Source organism: Arthrobacter sp. YN, assembly GCF_002224285.1.
Lineage (GTDB): Bacteria > Actinomycetota > Actinomycetes > Actinomycetales > Micrococcaceae > Arthrobacter.
In genome coordinates this window covers 3,050,034-3,066,384 of sequence record NZ_CP022436.1, presented here as the reverse complement: position 1 = coordinate 3,066,384, position 16,351 = coordinate 3,050,034, and the positions used below count along the sequence as shown (strand labels likewise).

Sequence of the window (16,351 nt, the reverse complement as noted above, 5' to 3'; positions counted from 1 at the left end):
CTTCCTGTGTGCCCCCAGGGGGGCAGGGCAGGACTGTTTGCACACGAACGAATTGGAGTTTTGATGTCAGCACACATCGGTGTCACCGGCCTTGCGGTGATGGGCGCCAACCTGGCCCGCAACCTCGCCCGCAACGGCTTCACCGTGGCTCTCCACAACCGCTCCGTGGAAAAGACTGACGCCCTGCTCGAAAAGCACGGCACGGACGGCGACTTCATCCGCACGGAAACGCTGCAGGAACTCGTCGATTCCCTCGAAAAGCCCCGCCGCGTCCTCATCATGGTCAAGGCAGGCGCTCCCGTTGACAACGTGATCGAGCAGCTCGAACCGCTGCTCGAAGCCGGTGACATCATCATCGACGCCGGCAACTCGCACTACGAGGACACCCGCCGCCGCGAAGCCGCGCTGGCAAAGAAGGACCTCCACTTCGTCGGCGTCGGTGTATCCGGTGGCGAAGAAGGCGCCCTGAACGGCCCGTCCATCATGCCCGGCGGCTCCCGCGAGTCCTATGACGCCCTCGGCCCGCTGCTGGAGAAGATTTCCGCCAAGGTCGACGGCGAACCCTGCTGCGCCTGGATTGGCACCGACGGCGCCGGCCACTTCGTCAAGATGGTCCACAACGGCATTGAATACGCCGACATGCAGGTTATCGGTGAAGCATTCGATCTCCTCCGCTCCGGTGCCGGCATCGAGCCCGCCGAACAGTCCAAGATCTTCGCAGAATGGAACAAGGGCGATCTGTCCTCCTTCCTGATCGAAATTTCCGCTGAGGTCCTGGGACACGTTGACGCCAAGACGGGCAAGCCGTTCGTGGACGTCGTCGTCGATGCTGCCGGCCAAAAGGGCACGGGCCGCTGGACGGTCATCTCCGCCTTGGAACTCGGCTCCCCGGTCTCCGGCATCGCCGAGTCCGTTTTCGCCCGCGCACTGTCCTCCCAGACCGAGCAGCGCAAGCTTGGCCAGGAACTGCTCGCCGGCGAAGAAGCGTCCGTGGAAATCCCCGAGACCTTCGTCGAGGACGTCCGCCAGGCACTGTACGCCTCCAAGCTGGTCTCCTACGCCCAGGGCCTGGACATGCTGACCTCCGCAGCCAAGGAGTACGGCTGGGACCTGAAGCTGGATGAGATCGCTTCGCTCTGGCGTGCAGGCTGCATCATCCGTGCAGAACTGCTCAAGGACATCACCAAGGCCTACGCCGCGGAAGAGAAGCCCGCCAACCTGCTGTTCGCGCCGGCGTTCACCAAGGCCATCGCCGAGGCACTCCCGGCGTGGCGCCGGGTGGTAGCCACCGCAGTCCAGTTGGGCATCCCGGTACCGGTGTTCTCCTCCTCGCTGGCCTACTACGACGGCCTGCGCCGCAAGCGCGTTGCCGCTGCCCTGATCCAGGGCCAGCGCGACCTCTTCGGAGCACACACCTACGGCCGAGTGGACACCGAGGGCACGTTCCACACACTGTGGGGCGAAGACAAGTCCGAGATCTCGGCGGTCGACACCCACTAGCATCAACGTCCCGTCACAGGCCGGTCCATCCCCGTTACGCTGGGGAGGGCCGGCCTTTGCCGTACGTGAACAGAAGGAGAACCGCCATGGCATCCCGTATTGCGATGGTCACCGGGGCCTCCACAGGAATTGGCTTTGACACAGCCATCGCCCTGAGGGCGGCCGGGTTCACGGTCTACGCCGGCGCGCGCCGCGTGGAGAAGATGGGGCCACTGGAACACCACGGCATTACAGTCATGTCCTTGGATGTCACCTCGGAGGAATCCATGGCATCGGCGGTGGCGCTGGTGGAAGCGGCACACGGACACATCGATGTGCTGGTGAACAATGCTGGCTATGGCTCCTACGGATCCCTCGAGGAAGTGCCGTTGGCCGAGGGCAGGCGCCAATTCGAGGTCAACGTCATGGGCCTGGCCAGGATGACCCAGCTGGTGATCCCAGGGATGCGTGCCGCCGGCTCCGGCAGGATCATCAATGTCACGTCCATAGGCGGAAAAATCTACGAGCCATTGGGCGCCTGGTACCACGGAACCAAATTTGCCGTCGAAGGGATGAGTGACGCCCTGCGCCTGGAACTGAAGCCGCACGGCATCGACGTCGTGATCATCGAACCGTCAGGGACCAACAGTGAATGGGGCACCATCGCGGGGGAAAGCCTGCTGGCGACGTCCGGCGACGGGCCCTATCAGCAGCAGGCACATGTCGTGGCTGCTGCTTTGGCGTCCACATCAGGAGAGGGCCACGTGTTGTCGACCCCGGCACGGGTTGTTGCCAACGCCATCGTTCGGGCCGCGACGGCAAAACGCCCCAGGACCCGCTACCCGGTGGGCAGGGGAGCCTGGAGCGTCCTGTTGATGCGAAGGATTCTTCCGGACCGTGCGTTCGATGCTGTCTTCTGGAATTTCTACAGAAGGCTGGCGGGCTAGATCCGGTACTCGATGTAGTACTCTGCGGGATCCACGGCGGGCTTGGTTTCGGACTTCGCGTCCCGGTGCCGCCATGTCGCAGGAATCCCCGTGATGATGGATTCCGGAGGTGCGTCCTTGACCACGACGGCGTTGGCACCTATTGCGCTGCCGTCACCGATGGTGATGGGACCCAGGACTTTTGCGCCTGCGCCGATGGTGACGCGGTCGCCGATGGTGGGGTGCCGCTTGACCTTGGCCAGCGAACGGCCGCCGAGTGTTACGCCGTGATAGATCATCACGTCCTCGCCGATTTCGGCGGTTTCACCGATTACCACACCCATCCCGTGGTCGATGAAGAACCGGCGGCCAATGGTGGCACCCGGATGGATCTCGATGCCCGTCAGGAACCTGGCAAGCTGGGAGATCAGGCGCGCCGGAAAACGGAGCGCCGGATTCTGCCACAGCCGGTGCGTCACGCGGTGGGCCCAAATGGCATGCAGGCCGGAATATGCGAAAAAGTTCTCGAAAGAGCCTCGAGCCGCCGGGTCGTGTGACCGGGCGGCGTCGAGGTCTTCCTTAAGCCTTGCGAAGAAGCTCACAAAGACCTTTCTACAGGAAATGAAGGTTTGCAGGCGTCGTGTCAGCCGCGGATGTCGTCGAACAGCACAGTGGAGATGTAACGCTCTCCAAAGTCGCAGACAACGGCGACAATCAACTTGCCGGCGTTCTCAGGACGCTTGGCCAGCTCCAGGGCGCCCCACACGATGGCACCGGAGGAGATGCCACCGAGGATGCCTTCACGGGCGCCGAGTTCACGGGCAACGCGGACGGAATCTTCCAGCGTGGCGTCCAGGACTTCGTCATAAACGTTGGTGTCCAGGATTTCCGGAACAAAGTTGGCGCCGATTCCCTGGATCTTGTGGGGGCCCGGAGCGCCACCGTTCAGGATCGCGGAGTCCTTGGGCTCGATGGCTACGATCTGCACGCCCGGCTTGCGTTCCTTAAGGACCTGCCCGACGCCGGTGATGGTGCCGCCGGTGCCCACACCTGCAACAAAGATGTCCACTTCACCGTCGGTGTCTTCCCAGACTTCCTCGGCAGTGGTGGTGCGGTGGATCGCCGGGTTGGCCTCATTGGCGAACTGCTGCGCCCAAATGGAGTTTTCCGTGTTGGCGACGATTTCCTGGGCCTTCTCCACGGCGCCGCGCATGCCTTCGGATCCGGGCGTGAGGACGATTTCGGCACCGTAGGCGCGCAGCATGACGCGGCGCTCGGTAGACATGGTCTCCGGCATGGTCAGGATGACCTTGTAGCCGCGGGCTGCGCCCACCAGGGCCAGAGCGATGCCGGTGTTGCCGGAGGTACCTTCAACGATGGTTCCGCCGGGCTTCAACGCGCCGGACTTCTCGGCAGCGTCAATGATGGCCACACCGATGCGGTCCTTGACGCTGTTGGCCGGGTTGTAGAACTCAAGCTTGACGGCAACCGTGGCGTCAAGGCCTTCGGTAAGCCGGTTCAAGCGGACCAGCGGTGTGCGGCCGACCAGCTGCGTGACGTCGTCGTAGATCCTAGCCATGAAAATTTCGCCTATCTCTGAAGAGGGAATGCTGAGGTCAGCCTAACCAGCCGGATCGAAACACCGCTAAGCAGTAAGCCATGCAGAGTAATATTTCCGGGCCTTGGCCAGCTTCGGGTTAATAATCACCTGGCAGTATCCCTGATAGGGGAATTTGGCGTAGTAATTCTGGTGGACTTCCTCGGCCTCGTGGAACTCAGGCAGACGGCTGACCTCCGTCACAATCGGATCTGACCAGAGTGCCTGGGCACGCTCTATGGCTTCCTCGAACAGCACTTTTTCTTCCGTGGTGGTGTAGAACATCGAAGACCTGTACTGGGTACCAACGTCATAGCCTTGCCGGTTCAGCGTGGTGGGGTCATGCAGGGCAAAGAACATGTCCAGAATGACCTCTTCCGGGACCACGGTTTCGTCGAAGGTCACCGCCACCACTTCGGCATGGCCCGTAGTTCCTGAGCAGACCTGGTAGTAGTCGGGATTGCGGACGTGGCCGCCCGTGTAGCCCGAAACAACTGAGCTGACACCGCGGGTTTTCTGGTAAACGGCGTCCAGGCACCAAAAGCAGCCACCGCCAAGTACGAAAGTTTTCATGTTCTCTTCAATGGATCGGAGGGCTTGATGATTCCCGCTTCACCTTACGGGAGAATTACGGCACCCGGCAGGTCTGCGGGTGGCGGAACGGCCTCATCCGCCGTGGAAGGGAAGAAGTAGGGAAGAATAAGAGCATGGAAGCAGTAAACACCGGTATTTCAGATGCGGATTCGGTCGATGATGACCAAGAAGTTGAAGAGGACGAAACAGTCGACGCCGGCGGAGATCCCACGCTTGGCCAGGTGTTGCTTGCTGTTGAAGAACTCTGGCCCGAGTCACTGGCCGAGGACTGGGACGAGGTTGGCTTGGTTGTGGGACGCCCCAACGTCCCCGTGACCAAGGTCCTCTTTGCCGTAGACCCCACGTTGGCCGTCATTGACGAAGCCATTGAGTGGGGCGCCGGACTGTTGATCACCCACCACCCTCTGCTCCTCAAAGGGGTGAACTCCGTGGCCGCCACCTCTGCCAAGGGCCTGGCGGTCCATCGGTTGATCGAGGCCGGAACGGGCCTTCTGACCGTCCATACCAACGGCGACTCCGCAGTCGGGGAGTTTCGGACGTCCTGGCCGACGCCTTTGGACTGGAAAACGTGGAGCCGCTGACTCCGGCTGCCAACGGCTTGCCTGAAGAGGGCATCGGCCGCGTGGGTGACCTTCCGGAACTCATCACGCTCGGTGATTTCGCGGCGAGGGTCTTCGAAATGCTGCCTGCAGTGGCCGGCGGCGTCCGCGTCGCCGGTGACAAGGACGGACTGGTGCGGCGGGTTGCAGTCTGCGGCGGCGCAGGCGACAGCCTGTTTGACGCCGTTCGCGCCAGCCACGCCGACGTATACGTGACCGCTGACATGCGCCACCACCCGGCTTCGGAAGCCCGTGAGGGTGCCAGCAATGGCCGGCCATACCTGATCGACGTTTCACACTTTGCCAGCGAGTGGCTGTGGCTGCCTGCTGCCGCAGAAGCGCTGGGCAACGTGCTCGCGGACCAGGGCTACGACGTCGAGATCCGTGTCAGCAGCACCAACAGCGATCCCTGGGACTTCATACTCACTCCCGGCGGGGACTAGAGTCTAGAAGGATACGGACAGCCTCAACAGAATGGGGCCGGTCCGGCCGGAACTGATCTCCAGGCCCGGCAGCGATAAGCGGAGGTAAGCGTGGCGAAAGCAGCACCGGCAGAACAATTGAAATTGCTTGAACTGCAGGGGCTGGATGCCAAGCTGAAGTCACTGGCCGGCCGCCGGAAAGTCCTGGAGACGGATCCCCGGATCACGGACCTCACGGATGCGCTGAACGTGGCCAACGGCGAACTCGGGGCGGCCAAAGTTGCCGTCCATGACGCCGAGGCCGAGCTTCGCCGGGCGGAAGCCGACGTGGAGCAGGTAGCCACCCGCATTGAACGTGACGAGACCCGGCTCAACAGCGGCACCGGCCTTTCCAAGGACCTGGTGGCGCTCCAAAGCGACATCGCCTCATTGAACAAGCGCCGCTCCGACCTTGAAGACGTGGAGCTCGAAATCCTGGAGCGCTTGGATACGTTGCGCGAGCGTCAGGCCGCCCAGCAGTCGATCGTTAACGACATCCAGGGCTCCTTCGGAAGCATCCGTGCTGAACTGGATGAAGCCATTGCCGAGATTGCCGCCGAAGAAACAGTGGTTCGGGGACAGCGGGCAGCGTTCGCCGACACCCTGGACACCGGACTGCTGGCGGTTTACGAGAAGACCATTGCCAGGCGCGGGGTCGGCGCTGCCCGGCTGTTCCACGGCAAATCCGAAGGCTCGGGCATGATGCTCAGCCCGGGCGACCTTGCCGAGGTCAAGGCTGCGGCAGAGGACGACATTGTTTTCTGCCCGGATTCCGGGGTCATCCTGGTCCGTTCGGCCGACTGGAACTGACAGGGCCCCACCCCTCCCGGCCTGAACTCAGCTGGACAGGATGATGTTGAGCGCGTGGGGCTTCCGGGCAGTGCCCTCAACGAGTTCCGCCGTCCAGACTTCGCCGGCAGCCTTCAGGAGCTGATCCGGGGTTGCCGGCGCCTTGCCACGCCGGGTCAGCAAGTGTCGAGCCAGTTCGCCGCGGGTGTGCTTGGCGAAGTGGCTCACCACTGTGCGCTTGCCGTTGGCTTCATTGAAGACGTTGACGTTGACGGTCTGCGCCGCCGGGGGAGCCCAGGCAGCGGCATAGGTGCTGGAGCGGCAATCCACCAGGAGTTCGCTTTCGGCACGTGAGGCGAGGGCGGCGTTAAGCTGCGGCTTCCAGTAGGAGGCGAGGCGTCCGACGTCGGGCAGTGCCGTTCCCATGGAGAGGCGGTAGGCGGGTACGTGGTCGCCAAAGCCGATGGCGCCCCAGAGGGCGGACACTACCAGGATGGACTCAGTGGCCTTGCGGCGCTGCGTTGGCGTCATGCTGTTGTAGCCCAGGGCGTCGTAGAGAACCCCCGAATACACCTGGTGCGCCGGCGCTGCCGGTTCCGTATGGAGTCGGGTATTGCGTTCGACGTCGTCCCGCAACGAGGCCCCGACGCCCAGCAGGGAAAGTGCGTCCTCGTGTGCGCTCACTGTGCCCAACGCCTCGAGCACTCTTGCCCGGTAAGGATTCAGCTCCGGAAAGCTCAGCGACTCCCACTCGATGACGGGACCTTTGGGGGCAGGGGTCTTGCCTTCGGAAGGCGGCAGCAGAATCAGCACCCGTCGATATTACCGGGGACTTTGGCCGGTCCCAACGCCGGTAGACTGGACGGCGGATGGGTCGACCAGGCGGTCGCGCGTCACGAAAGTGGCTCGAGGAACGTCCGGGCTCCGTAGAGCAGGGTGGTGGGTAACGCCCACTCGGGGTAACCCGCAGGCCAGTGCCACAGAGAACAGACCGCCTGCGCTGCGTGATGTTTTTCATCGCGGAGCAGCAGGTAAGGGTGAAACGGTGGTGTAAGAGACCACCAGCTCCCTGGGTGACCGGGGAGGCTAGGTAAACCCCACCCGGAGCAAGGCCAGACAGGACACGTTTGAGGGCTGCTCGCCCGAGTGTCCGGGTAGGCTGCTGGAGGGCGTCGGCAACGGCGTTCGTAGATGGATGGCCGCCACTCCCTTTCCGGTAACGGGAGGGGATGACAGAACCCGGCGTATCGGTCGACCCATCCATTTATGACTGCCGCAAAACGGCCGTGTGAGTGATTTCACGCCGCTGGGCAGCCTATGCCCCCTCCTTCCGCCCTAGAATGGTTACTGAACGTAGATGTTCTGCCGCCGGGACTGCGTTCGCAGCCGGCGGATTTTCTTTGCTCTCGTTCAAGGCGCTGTGGGTGGACCGAAGCCCGCCGGCGCATGTGCCGCAGGACTACTCCGGGCGGCCGCTGCCATCTGCATACGAGGACGTATGTGGTTGACCCAAGGAAGGTAGTTCTGTGAGCCAGACGTCAGATTCTTGTCTTGATAAGTGGATGGGCCGGGAGGCTCTCGCCGAGGCCATGATTCCGGTGATCGGCCGGCTGTACCGGGAAAACAACGTGGTCACCAGCATCCATGGCCGCAGCCTGATCAACAAGTCCACCATGAACATCCTCAAGGCGCACCGATTTGCCCGCCGGATGAGCAACCACGAGCTCCTGCTCGAAGAGACTGCACCCCTGCTGAACGCCCTCTCGGAGCTGGAACTCGGCGCAGCAGCCATCGACATTGCACGCTTGACCGAGAAGTACAGGGCAGAAGGCAATGGCGCCTCCCTGGATGAGTACTTGCGCGCTGAGCTTGCAGAGATCGTGGGCAAGCGTGGCGCTGACGACCGCACCAGCACCGACGTCGTGCTTTACGGCTTTGGCCGTATCGGCCGTCTCCTGGCCCGCATCCTCATCGAAAAGGCGGGCGGCGGACACGGCCTGCGGCTCCGTGCGATCGTCGTGCGCAAGGGTGCCGAGAACGATCTTGTAAAGCGCGCCAGCCTGCTGCGCCGCGACTCCGTTCACGGTTCCTTCGAGGGCACCATCCGCGTTGACGAGGAAGCCAACACCATCACCGCCAACGGGGTGCAGGTCCAGGTCATCTACTCGGACAACCCTGCCACGGTGGACTACACCGCCTACGGAATCAAGGACGCCCTGGTGGTAGACAACACCGGGCGCTGGCGCGATGCCGAAGGCCTCTCCCAGCACCTGCAGAGCAAGGGTGCTGCCCGCGTCCTGCTCACCGCTCCGGGCAAGGGCGACCTGAAGAACATCGTCCACGGCATCAACCACAAGGACATCTCGGACGATGACGAAATCGTTACTGCTGCTTCCTGCACCACCAACGCCATCACGCCGGTGCTCAAGGCCATCAACGACAAGTTCGGCATCATCCACGGCCACGTGGAAACAGTGCACTCGTTCACGAACGACCAGAACCTGATCGACAACTTCCACAAGGGCGATCGCCGCGGACGTTCCGCTGCGCTGAACATGGTCATCACCGAAACCGGTGCCGCCAAGGCCGTAGCCAAGGCTCTCCCGGAACTTCAGGGCAAGTTGACCGGCAATGCCATCCGCGTTCCCACGCCGGATGTTTCCATGGCCATTCTTAACCTGAACCTGGAAAAGGGCACCACCCGGGACGAAGTCAATGACTTCCTCCGCGAAATGTCCTTGCACTCGGATCTTCGGAAGCAGATCGACTACATCGATTCTCCCGATGTTGTCTCCACGGACTTCGTGGGTTCGCGCCGTGCAGGCATCGTCGACGGCCTGGCAACGATCTCCAATGACAAGAACCTTGTACTTTATGTTTGGTACGACAACGAGTTCGGTTACTCATGCCAGGTTGTCCGCGTCATGGAGGAAATGGCCGGCGTCAACCCGCCGTCGTTCCCTGCCCGCGACGTCGTGGCTCCCATCGCCGTTCTGGAAACGGCCGGCGCCTAAGTACCCGGAAGTATTCGTGGGTTTCCCGGCTGAATCACTGGTGTCAGCCGGGAAACCTGACCAAAATGGGTTCATGGAAAATGAATCAACTTTGGAGCACGAGACAGCACTTGAACACGCGCTGGATGTAGCCCGCGCCAATCACAAACAAGCCCAAAAACTCCTGAATCAGGCTGTCGCGGCCAACGCCTCCGGCGATGTCCCTGACCAACGGGTGGAGCAACTGCGGGGACTCCTCGCGCTGGCAACTGAAGACCTCCAACGCGTGCTGCGGGAGCAGTAAAACAAGAGGTATCCACCCTCACGGTGTGACTTCTCCTACACACTGTGGATACCGGCTCTTTCTGTCGGGGCCTTGTCCTACGCTCGTAGGACATGCCTGCCCCCACTGGACGGAGTCCCTTGAGTATCACCTGGTCTGCCTACAAACGCGCCCGCCGCAGATCCCGGCAAGCATGGACGATTCTCGCCTTGGCTGCCGCAACCATCGTGGCCGCGCTGTCCTGGTTTTTCACCACGGGCCAATTCACCGCGGCAGATCCATGGGTAGCGGGCCCCAGCGAAGCTCCCGTGTTCAACCCCCTCTGGATGAAACCCGTGCGCGGCGCCGCCCCTGTGACTGCCGAGAAGGCCGCCGACGCCTTGGAACGGCTGCAGGTCAAGGGGAGGGCCCCGAAGTCAGACTATGACCGGGCGGCCTTCGGACAGGCCTGGGCCGATGCCGACCGTAACGGGTGCGACACCAGGAACGACATCCTCCGGCGCGACCTTTCGGCGGTCGAGTTCACCGAAGGATCTTCCTGCAAGGTGGCCGGCGGCAGTTTCCACGAACCCTACACCGGCGCCCAAGTGGCTTTCCGGCGGGGACAAGACACAAGTGCCGCCGTCCAAATCGACCATGTGGTTGCCTTGGCGGACGCATGGCAAAAAGGGGCACAACAGCTGACCGTTCAGCAGCGCCAGACTTTCGCCAACGATCCTTTGAACCTGATTGCGGCCGATGGTCCGGCGAACGTCAAAAAAGGGGCGGGTGACGCTGCGACGTGGCTGCCGGCCAACAAGAACTTCCGCTGCCATTACGTCGCCCGGCAAATTTCCGTGAAGGCCGCCTACAAGCTCTGGGTGACACAGGCGGAAAAGGACGCCATGAAGGGCGTCCTCTCCTCCTGTCCGGAGCAACAGACCATCTACAGCTCCAGGTGACCGTGCCCCAGCTGCCAGGTGCCGCCGTCGTCGATTCTCTCCAAGACCACCCGCTGAAGTGACGTATCCCGGGGAAGCTTGTCCAGGTCCTGGAGCCCGCGCTGCCGGAAGGTGAAATACACGGCGTCGGTAGGGGCGTCAGAGCAACGGTCCAGTGTGAAGCGCCGGGCAAAAGAGGCAATGTTGCTGTCCGGCAAGCGGTCCGCAAGATAGGGGTCCAGCATCCACGAATCACACGTGGCAACGGCTGCTGGCTTGTCAGGGAAGTATCGAGGGAAGAAAAGGCGGGCCTCGGACAAGCTGGCATCCACCAAGGCGGGGGAGAGCCCGCCATCTTCTGGAATGTGGACGCCGAGTACCCAGCGCTGGTCAGCTGCGGGGGTACCGGCTTGAGCGGTTTCCTCCGGGCTGCGGACCAGGTGGAACTGCAGACGGCCCAGCCTGAACAGGTTCCCTGCCATGTGCAAGGTCAGCCAGCCCCACGTATCGAGGCCGAACCGGCCATGGACCCGGCGGTTGATTCTGAGCTGCAGTCCCACGTCAGCCAACGACGCCGCAGAGATTTCCGGACTGATGCCGAGCTGCAGGTGATAAGCATGGACGGTGGGGGAGAAGCGGAGCAGTGCTTCGATCCAGTGCGTTTCGTCGGCGTTGTCTTCCCGGACGCTGTCCAGTGGAAAGGAACCCAGCCGCTCGTCCATGGTGGCCATGGCGCGCAGCACCGCTTCGCCGGGCGGAGTTGCGAGAAGGGCGGCACACTCCTCCGCGTCGTCGCCGGTGATGTCCAGGAGTTCGAACAGCCCAGTGTGCGTGGTCGGGGTCATGATTAGTGTCCGAAAGGATCGGGATCGACGCCGGGCATCCACGTCAGCCCTGGTACGCCCCAGCCGTGCTTCTTCGCTTGCTTGAGGGCCTTTTTTGCGTACCTGTCCACCAGCCGGTTGACGTACAGCTTGCCGTCCAAGTGGTCGAACTCGTGCTGCAGAATCCGGGCAAACCAGCCGGTCGCTTCAAAGTCCACGGGGTTGCCGTCACCGTCGAAGCCCTGGACGCGCGTCCATTCAGCCCGCTGCAAAGGATAGTACTCTCCCGGGAAGGACAAGCAACCCTCCACATGCTCGTCAGGATCCGGGAGAGCTCCCGAGACTTTGGAGAGAGTGAGTACCGGGTTGACCACCACGCCCTGTTCCGGAACGTCGTCATCGTTGGCGTACTTGTAGACGAAAAGGCGCTTGCCCACACCGATCTGCGGGGCTGCGAGCCCTACCCCGTTGGCGGCGTCGTTGGTCTCGAACATATCCGCGATCAGCCCGCGGAGTTGGTCGTCGAAAACCTCCACTTCGCTGGCCCGGCGATGCAAAACAGGTTCGCCCCAAATGGTGACTGGCAGGACGGTCATGTCAGTTCTTCCTTTGTTGATCGCTGAAGTCCGGAGCGGCGCAGGTCCGCTTCACGGTTAAAAGCAAAGGCCGCACCGGATAACCGGTGCGGCCTTTGTGGAAACCGGCTCTGCAGCCAATCTCGGTGGGGTGAGCTACGGGGGTTGAACCCGCGACCTCCTGGACCACAACCAGGCGCTCTGCCAACTGAGCTAAGCCCACCATGCGCCTTTTGGGGCTGAACCGTTTGACCGGCTTTCCTTCAAGGCAACGACAAATAGCTTACCTGCTGTTTTGGGGTGCAAAGTCCACTTTTGCCGGTTTTGGCGAAAAAACCTTGAAAAATGGTGCAGATCACACAGTTTCCGTGGAGCCTAAGGTCTCCGCAGTGGCCATGACGTCCTTGGAGATGCGCTGTGCCGTGGCAGTGTCCGGTCCGGGAGCGGCCACGAACACGGCCTGGCGGTAGTAGCGGAGTTCGTCGATGGAGTCCTTGATATCGCCGAGGGCGCGGTGACCGCCGTGCTTTGCAGGCGACTGGAAGTAGGCGCGCGGGAACCAGCGCCGCGAGAGCTCCTTGATGGTGCTGACATCGATCACGCGGTAATGGAGGTGCTCCACGATGTTTGGCATGTCCCTGGCCAGGAACATGCGGTCTGTTCCCACGGAGTTGCCGCCCAAAGGTGCCTTGCGGGGGTCCGGAACCCACTTCTCGATGTATTCAAGGACCTGGGCTTCGGCCTCGGCCATGGTCTTCCCCTGGGGGAGTTCGTCAAGGAGCTTGGAGCGGGTATGCATGTCCCGCACAAAATCATTCATTTGTTCCAGGGCGGCATCGTCCGGCTTGATGACGACGTCGACGCCGTCGCCGAGGATGTTGAGCTCGGAATCCGTCACCAGCGCCGCGACCTCGATCAGGGCGTCGTTGTTCAGGTCCAGGCCGGTCATTTCGCAGTCGATCCAGACGATGCGTTCATTAGTAATAGGCACGCGCCCAGCCTATCCTTCAGCCGCTTCGAAGTGCTCTGATGGTACGATTTTTGAGCGCGGCAGTGTCTTTTTCTTCCTGCCGTGGATAGCCCCAAAGACGCTGAATTTCTCCCGGATGTACCGGGCGAACGATTGGATGACGACCACATGACGGTGCCAGTACCCGCCGCCCAGAAGGCAGGGACAGCAGCGCCGACGGCAGATGCTGCGGCCAGCGAGGTTGATAATGCCCGTTCGCCGCTGATCGCCGGTTTCATCGGCTCCATGTTCATGGTCTTCGGGTCCCTGGGGGTGGGCTGGCTCGCTCCGGTCTCCGAACTCCGGAGGTTGCCGCTTTTCATCTGGATGCGCACCGAAGGTGTTGGAGTCGCCCTGTCGATTGTCCTGCTGGCCGTCGGAGGAATGCTGCTGGTCCGGGCCTGGCTGCGATTGGGTCAACGTGTCCGGGTCTGGGGGCTGGAGGCGCGGAAGGCAACGCTTCAGGCGGTGGCTGCGTGGGGATTGCCCATGATGTTCACCGTTCCCCTCTTCAGCAGGGACGTTTACGCGTACATCGGCCAGGGCCGTCTGATGGTCGAAGGCATCAATCCCTACGAGAATGGGATTTCCGCGTTGCCCAATTACTTCCAATTGGGTGCGGACAAGATGTGGACCGAAGCGCCGGTGCCGTACGGGCAATTGTTCCTGTGGATCGAGCAGTTCGTCGTCTGGGTGACCAATGTCCAACCTGAAGCAAGCATCATGCTGTTCCGGCTGGTTGCCCTTGTGGGGATCGTCCTCTGCATCATCTATGTACCCAAGCTGGCGGAACTTCACGGAGTAAATCCGCACCGGGCATTGTGGCTGACCGCCGCAAACCCGCTCTTCCTGACCAACTTCATTGCCAGCGTCCACAACGACGCCCTCATGATCGGTCTGGCCCTTGCGGGACTCTATTACTGCGCAACACGCCGCGTGATCCTGGGCTTGGTACTGGTCACCCTCTCCATCTCCGTCAAGCCCATTACGGTGGTGTTCCTTCCCTTTATCGGGCTCTTGTGGGCCGGCAAGGGGGCTTCCTGGCCACGGAAGTTCGTCTTCTGGTTCCTGACCGCCGGGCTGAGCTTCGGATTGCTGTATGCCATGAGCATGGTCAATGGCTTCGGATTCGGTTGGATCAATGGTCTGTCAGCGCCAGGCAGTGTCTGGATCTGGTACGCGCCCATCGGCCTTATTGGTTTGGTGGTGGCGTCCATCTTCAATGTCTTTGGTCTGGACGGCTGGGGCATGGCCAAATGGGTTTACGACGCCGGCAAGGTGCTGATGGTGGGAGCCATCGCCTGGCAGGTCTTCCGTGGCGACTACGACCGCCTGATGCGCCGTCTCACACTGGCGTTTGCAGCTATCGTCATTCTGGCCCCGATGATCCAGTCCTGGTACGTGGTCTGGCTGATTCCGCTCTTTGCCGTGACCGGTATCCGCAATGACTGGCAGGTCAAGGCCGTCTATTTCGTGGTCTCCTTCTTCATGGTCTACGCGATCTCGGACCAGCTGGACGTCTTCCCATACCTCCAGAGCGAAGACCTGGGCCTGGCTTTGACGTTGGCCCGGAATGCAGCGGCCATCATTGCCTTGCTCTTCGCCGTGTACCTGATCTTCGTGGACCCCAAAACCAAGAGCCTGTTCCGCAAACACGACGAACCCGGCCTCCGTCCGATCATCTGAACCGCATCAGCTGGACGATAAAAGCCGTGTCCCCTCACGAAGGGACAAGGGACTCAGCGATGACGCGTTATCTGCGGCAAAAGCCCGGACCCATTCGGGATCTGACTTGCTGTATTCGCGCAGCGCCCAGCCGATGGCCTTGCGGATAAAGAACTCCCTGCTGTGCAGGTTGGGTTCGATGACTGCGGCCAGCAAGCCGTGATCGGTCATGGACTTTGCCCCCAGCTGGGCAGTAATGGCAGCCCGACGGATCCACAGGTCGTTGTCCTCGGCCCAGCGAAGCAGTAAAGGGGTCATCGTCGGCTTATGCGCAAGCAACAGTGCGCATATCCGGGGCGAAACTCCATCCACCAGGTCCCACCAGGCTCCCGTCCGGATAATTTCCTCGTACACGGGCAGCATGTCCAGGTCTTCCTTCACCATCCGCAGGCCTGTCAGGTCAATGGCTGCGTACCGCTCTTCGCGTGCCTCGGCATCGCGCCACAACTGCAGAACAGCGTCCCGCAGCTCGTCAGGGGATGAGACGGGAAACTCTCTTGCCGCTGCTTTGACGATGCTCCGGACCTCCGGAACCCTGACCCCGAGGGAGGGCATCTCCGACTTCATGTACTTCCGGGCACCAACCGCCCGTTCAGCGTCCCCGGAGGAGCGGAGTGAGGAGCGGATCGAGTCCACTAGTTCCTTGGTCATGCGTCCACTGTAGGACCGATGTATGGCCGCGGGTCTCCTGTCATCGGTCGGAGACCCTCCCAGACATATCCGGGGGGTCGTAGAGTGGGCAGCGTGGCAGCTTCTGGCCGCACAACCAGCCCCTGTGGACACGCCCGGCAACGGAGGACCCTGATGTCAATGTTGAAAACTCCCCAGCAGATTACGTTGATGCGTGAGGCCGGCAGGGTGGTGGCCAACGCTCTACAGGCCGTCAAGGAGCACGCTGCCGTGGGCGTTACCCTCAAGGAACTTGACGAGGTCGCGGCGGCAGTAATGTCCGACGCCGGCGCACGGCCCGCGTTCCTGGACTATCACCCCCGTTGGGCGTCAGTGCCGTTTCCCGGCGTGATCTGCGCCAGTGTCAATGACGCCGTAGTGCACGGTATTCCTAACGGCTATGCGCTTGAAGACGGCGATCTGCTCAGCGTTGACTGCGGCGCCTTCCTGGAGGGCTGGTGCGGAGACGCTGCCGTCAGCTTCATTGTGGGGGAGAGCGATCCCCTGGACCAGGAACTCATAGATGCAACGGATGCCGCACTGGCGCGGGGAATAGAAGCAGCACGCGTGGGCAACAAAATGGGTGATCTTGCCTACGCCATTGGTGGTGAAGCCAAACGTGCAGGCTACGGATTGTTGGCCGATCACGGCGGACATGGCATCGGCCGGACCATGCATGCGGAACCTCCTGTCCCCAACATCGGGCGTCCGGGGCGCGGCATGAAGCTCGAGGAAGGCTTGGTCATCGCCATCGAGCCCATGTTGATTCTGGGAGGGAAAGACGACTACTACCACGATGAGGACGAGTGGACCCTGCGCTCGGCGAACGGACGAAGAGCAGCCCACAGCGAGCACACGGTCGCCATCACGGCGGACGGCCCGATGATCCTGACACTGCCTTGAATCAG

At 62.0% G+C, this 16,351-nt stretch carries 16 protein-coding genes, 1 tRNA gene, 1 other RNA gene and 1 pseudogene; 10 read left to right on the top strand and 9 right to left on the bottom strand.

From position 1 onward, the window contains the following. Window positions 1-63: 63 nt before the first annotated feature. Window positions 64-1,500 carry an NADP-dependent phosphogluconate dehydrogenase gene (gene gndA / locus CGK93_RS13895; RefSeq protein WP_014922062.1) on the top strand — a complete coding sequence of 479 codons (1,437 nt, stop codon included), beginning with the start codon at window positions 64-66 and terminating at the stop codon, window positions 1,498-1,500. A gap of 86 nt (window positions 1,501-1,586) precedes the next feature. Beyond that, window positions 1,587-2,426: an oxidoreductase gene (locus CGK93_RS13890; protein WP_089595336.1), complete on the top strand. Its 840-nt coding sequence runs from the start codon at window positions 1,587-1,589 to the stop codon at window positions 2,424-2,426. Here CGK93_RS13890 and epsC read toward each other — a convergent pair. From epsC to msrA, 3 genes are all read right to left on the bottom strand, one after another. Continuing rightward, a complete protein-coding gene (gene epsC / locus CGK93_RS13885; RefSeq protein ID WP_089595335.1) occupies window positions 2,423-3,007 on the bottom strand; it encodes a serine O-acetyltransferase EpsC in 585 nt (194 codons plus the stop codon). The two genes, CGK93_RS13890 and epsC, sit on opposite strands and share 4 nt — an antisense overlap. 41 nt (window positions 3,008-3,048) lie before the next feature. After that, on the bottom strand, window positions 3,049-3,984 hold the full coding sequence (gene cysK, locus CGK93_RS13880) for a cysteine synthase A (protein WP_017200618.1): 936 nt from the start codon (window positions 3,982-3,984) through the stop codon (window positions 3,049-3,051). 66 nt (window positions 3,985-4,050) lie between these two features. Further along, entirely contained in the window at window positions 4,051-4,575 is a 525-nt protein-coding gene (gene msrA, locus CGK93_RS13875; protein ID WP_089595334.1) for a peptide-methionine (S)-S-oxide reductase MsrA, read from the bottom strand. A gap of 134 nt (window positions 4,576-4,709) precedes the next feature. On the opposite strand from msrA, the pseudogene CGK93_RS13870 reads away from it, so the two are divergent. Continuing rightward, window positions 4,710-5,638 (top strand): annotated as a pseudogene (locus tag CGK93_RS13870) (Nif3-like dinuclear metal center hexameric protein). A gap of 90 nt (window positions 5,639-5,728) precedes the next feature. After that, a complete protein-coding gene (locus tag CGK93_RS13865) occupies window positions 5,729-6,466 on the top strand; it encodes a zinc ribbon domain-containing protein (protein WP_089595333.1) in 738 nt (245 codons plus the stop codon). A 27-nt stretch (window positions 6,467-6,493) separates the two neighbouring features. On the opposite strand, the gene CGK93_RS13860 is transcribed toward CGK93_RS13865, so the two are convergent. Continuing rightward, window positions 6,494-7,258, bottom strand: a complete 765-nt coding sequence (locus CGK93_RS13860) for a YaaA family protein (RefSeq protein WP_089595332.1) — start codon at window positions 7,256-7,258, stop codon at window positions 6,494-6,496. 57 nt (window positions 7,259-7,315) lie between these two features. Here CGK93_RS13860 and rnpB point away from each other — a divergent pair. The 4 genes from rnpB (at window position 7,316) to CGK93_RS13840 (ending at window position 10,662) form a co-directional block, all read left to right on the top strand. Beyond that, window positions 7,316-7,708, top strand: an RNA gene (gene rnpB, locus CGK93_RS13855) — RNase P RNA component class A. A 299-nt stretch (window positions 7,709-8,007) separates the two neighbouring features. Further along, window positions 8,008-9,459 (top strand): glyceraldehyde-3-phosphate dehydrogenase, encoded by a 1,452-nt coding sequence (locus CGK93_RS13850; RefSeq protein WP_232481660.1) that lies wholly within the window; start codon window positions 8,008-8,010, stop codon window positions 9,457-9,459. A 73-nt stretch (window positions 9,460-9,532) separates the two neighbouring features. Next, entirely contained in the window at window positions 9,533-9,742 is a 210-nt protein-coding gene (locus tag CGK93_RS13845; protein ID WP_089597460.1) for a hypothetical protein, read from the top strand. 119 nt (window positions 9,743-9,861) lie between these two features. Next, window positions 9,862-10,662 (top strand): HNH endonuclease family protein, encoded by an 801-nt coding sequence (locus CGK93_RS13840; RefSeq protein WP_089595330.1) that lies wholly within the window; start codon window positions 9,862-9,864, stop codon window positions 10,660-10,662. Here the strand turns inward: CGK93_RS13840 and CGK93_RS13835 are convergent. The 4 genes from CGK93_RS13835 to orn form a co-directional block, all read right to left on the bottom strand. Further along, on the bottom strand, window positions 10,647-11,486 hold the full coding sequence (locus tag CGK93_RS13835) for an acyltransferase domain-containing protein (protein ID WP_089595329.1): 840 nt from the start codon (window positions 11,484-11,486) through the stop codon (window positions 10,647-10,649). The two genes, CGK93_RS13840 and CGK93_RS13835, sit on opposite strands and share 16 nt — an antisense overlap. A gap of 2 nt (window positions 11,487-11,488) precedes the next feature. Continuing rightward, window positions 11,489-12,061, bottom strand: coding sequence for a peptide deformylase (gene def / locus CGK93_RS13830; RefSeq protein WP_089595328.1), 573 nt, complete (start codon window positions 12,059-12,061; stop codon window positions 11,489-11,491). A 126-nt stretch (window positions 12,062-12,187) separates the two neighbouring features. Beyond that, window positions 12,188-12,263 (bottom strand) — tRNA-His (locus CGK93_RS13825). A gap of 132 nt (window positions 12,264-12,395) precedes the next feature. Then, window positions 12,396-12,989 (bottom strand): oligoribonuclease, encoded by a 594-nt coding sequence (gene orn, locus CGK93_RS13820; RefSeq protein WP_232481659.1) that lies wholly within the window; start codon window positions 12,987-12,989, stop codon window positions 12,396-12,398. Window positions 12,990-13,178: 189 nt separating this feature from the next. Here orn and mptB point away from each other — a divergent pair, with 189 nt between their 5' ends. Continuing rightward, on the top strand, window positions 13,179-14,735 hold the full coding sequence (gene mptB / locus CGK93_RS13815; protein ID WP_198318224.1) for a polyprenol phosphomannose-dependent alpha 1,6 mannosyltransferase MptB: 1,557 nt from the start codon (window positions 13,179-13,181) through the stop codon (window positions 14,733-14,735). Window positions 14,736-14,741: 6 nt separating this feature from the next. On the opposite strand, the gene CGK93_RS13810 is transcribed toward mptB, so the two are convergent. Beyond that, a complete protein-coding gene (locus tag CGK93_RS13810; RefSeq protein WP_089595326.1) occupies window positions 14,742-15,425 on the bottom strand; it encodes a DNA alkylation repair protein in 684 nt (227 codons plus the stop codon). A gap of 153 nt (window positions 15,426-15,578) precedes the next feature. On the opposite strand from CGK93_RS13810, the gene map reads away from it, so the two are divergent. Further along, complete coding sequence (map, locus tag CGK93_RS13805) at window positions 15,579-16,346, top strand: type I methionyl aminopeptidase (RefSeq protein WP_089595325.1); 768 nt, start codon at window positions 15,579-15,581, stop codon at window positions 16,344-16,346. Window positions 16,347-16,351: the final 5 nt, after the last annotated feature.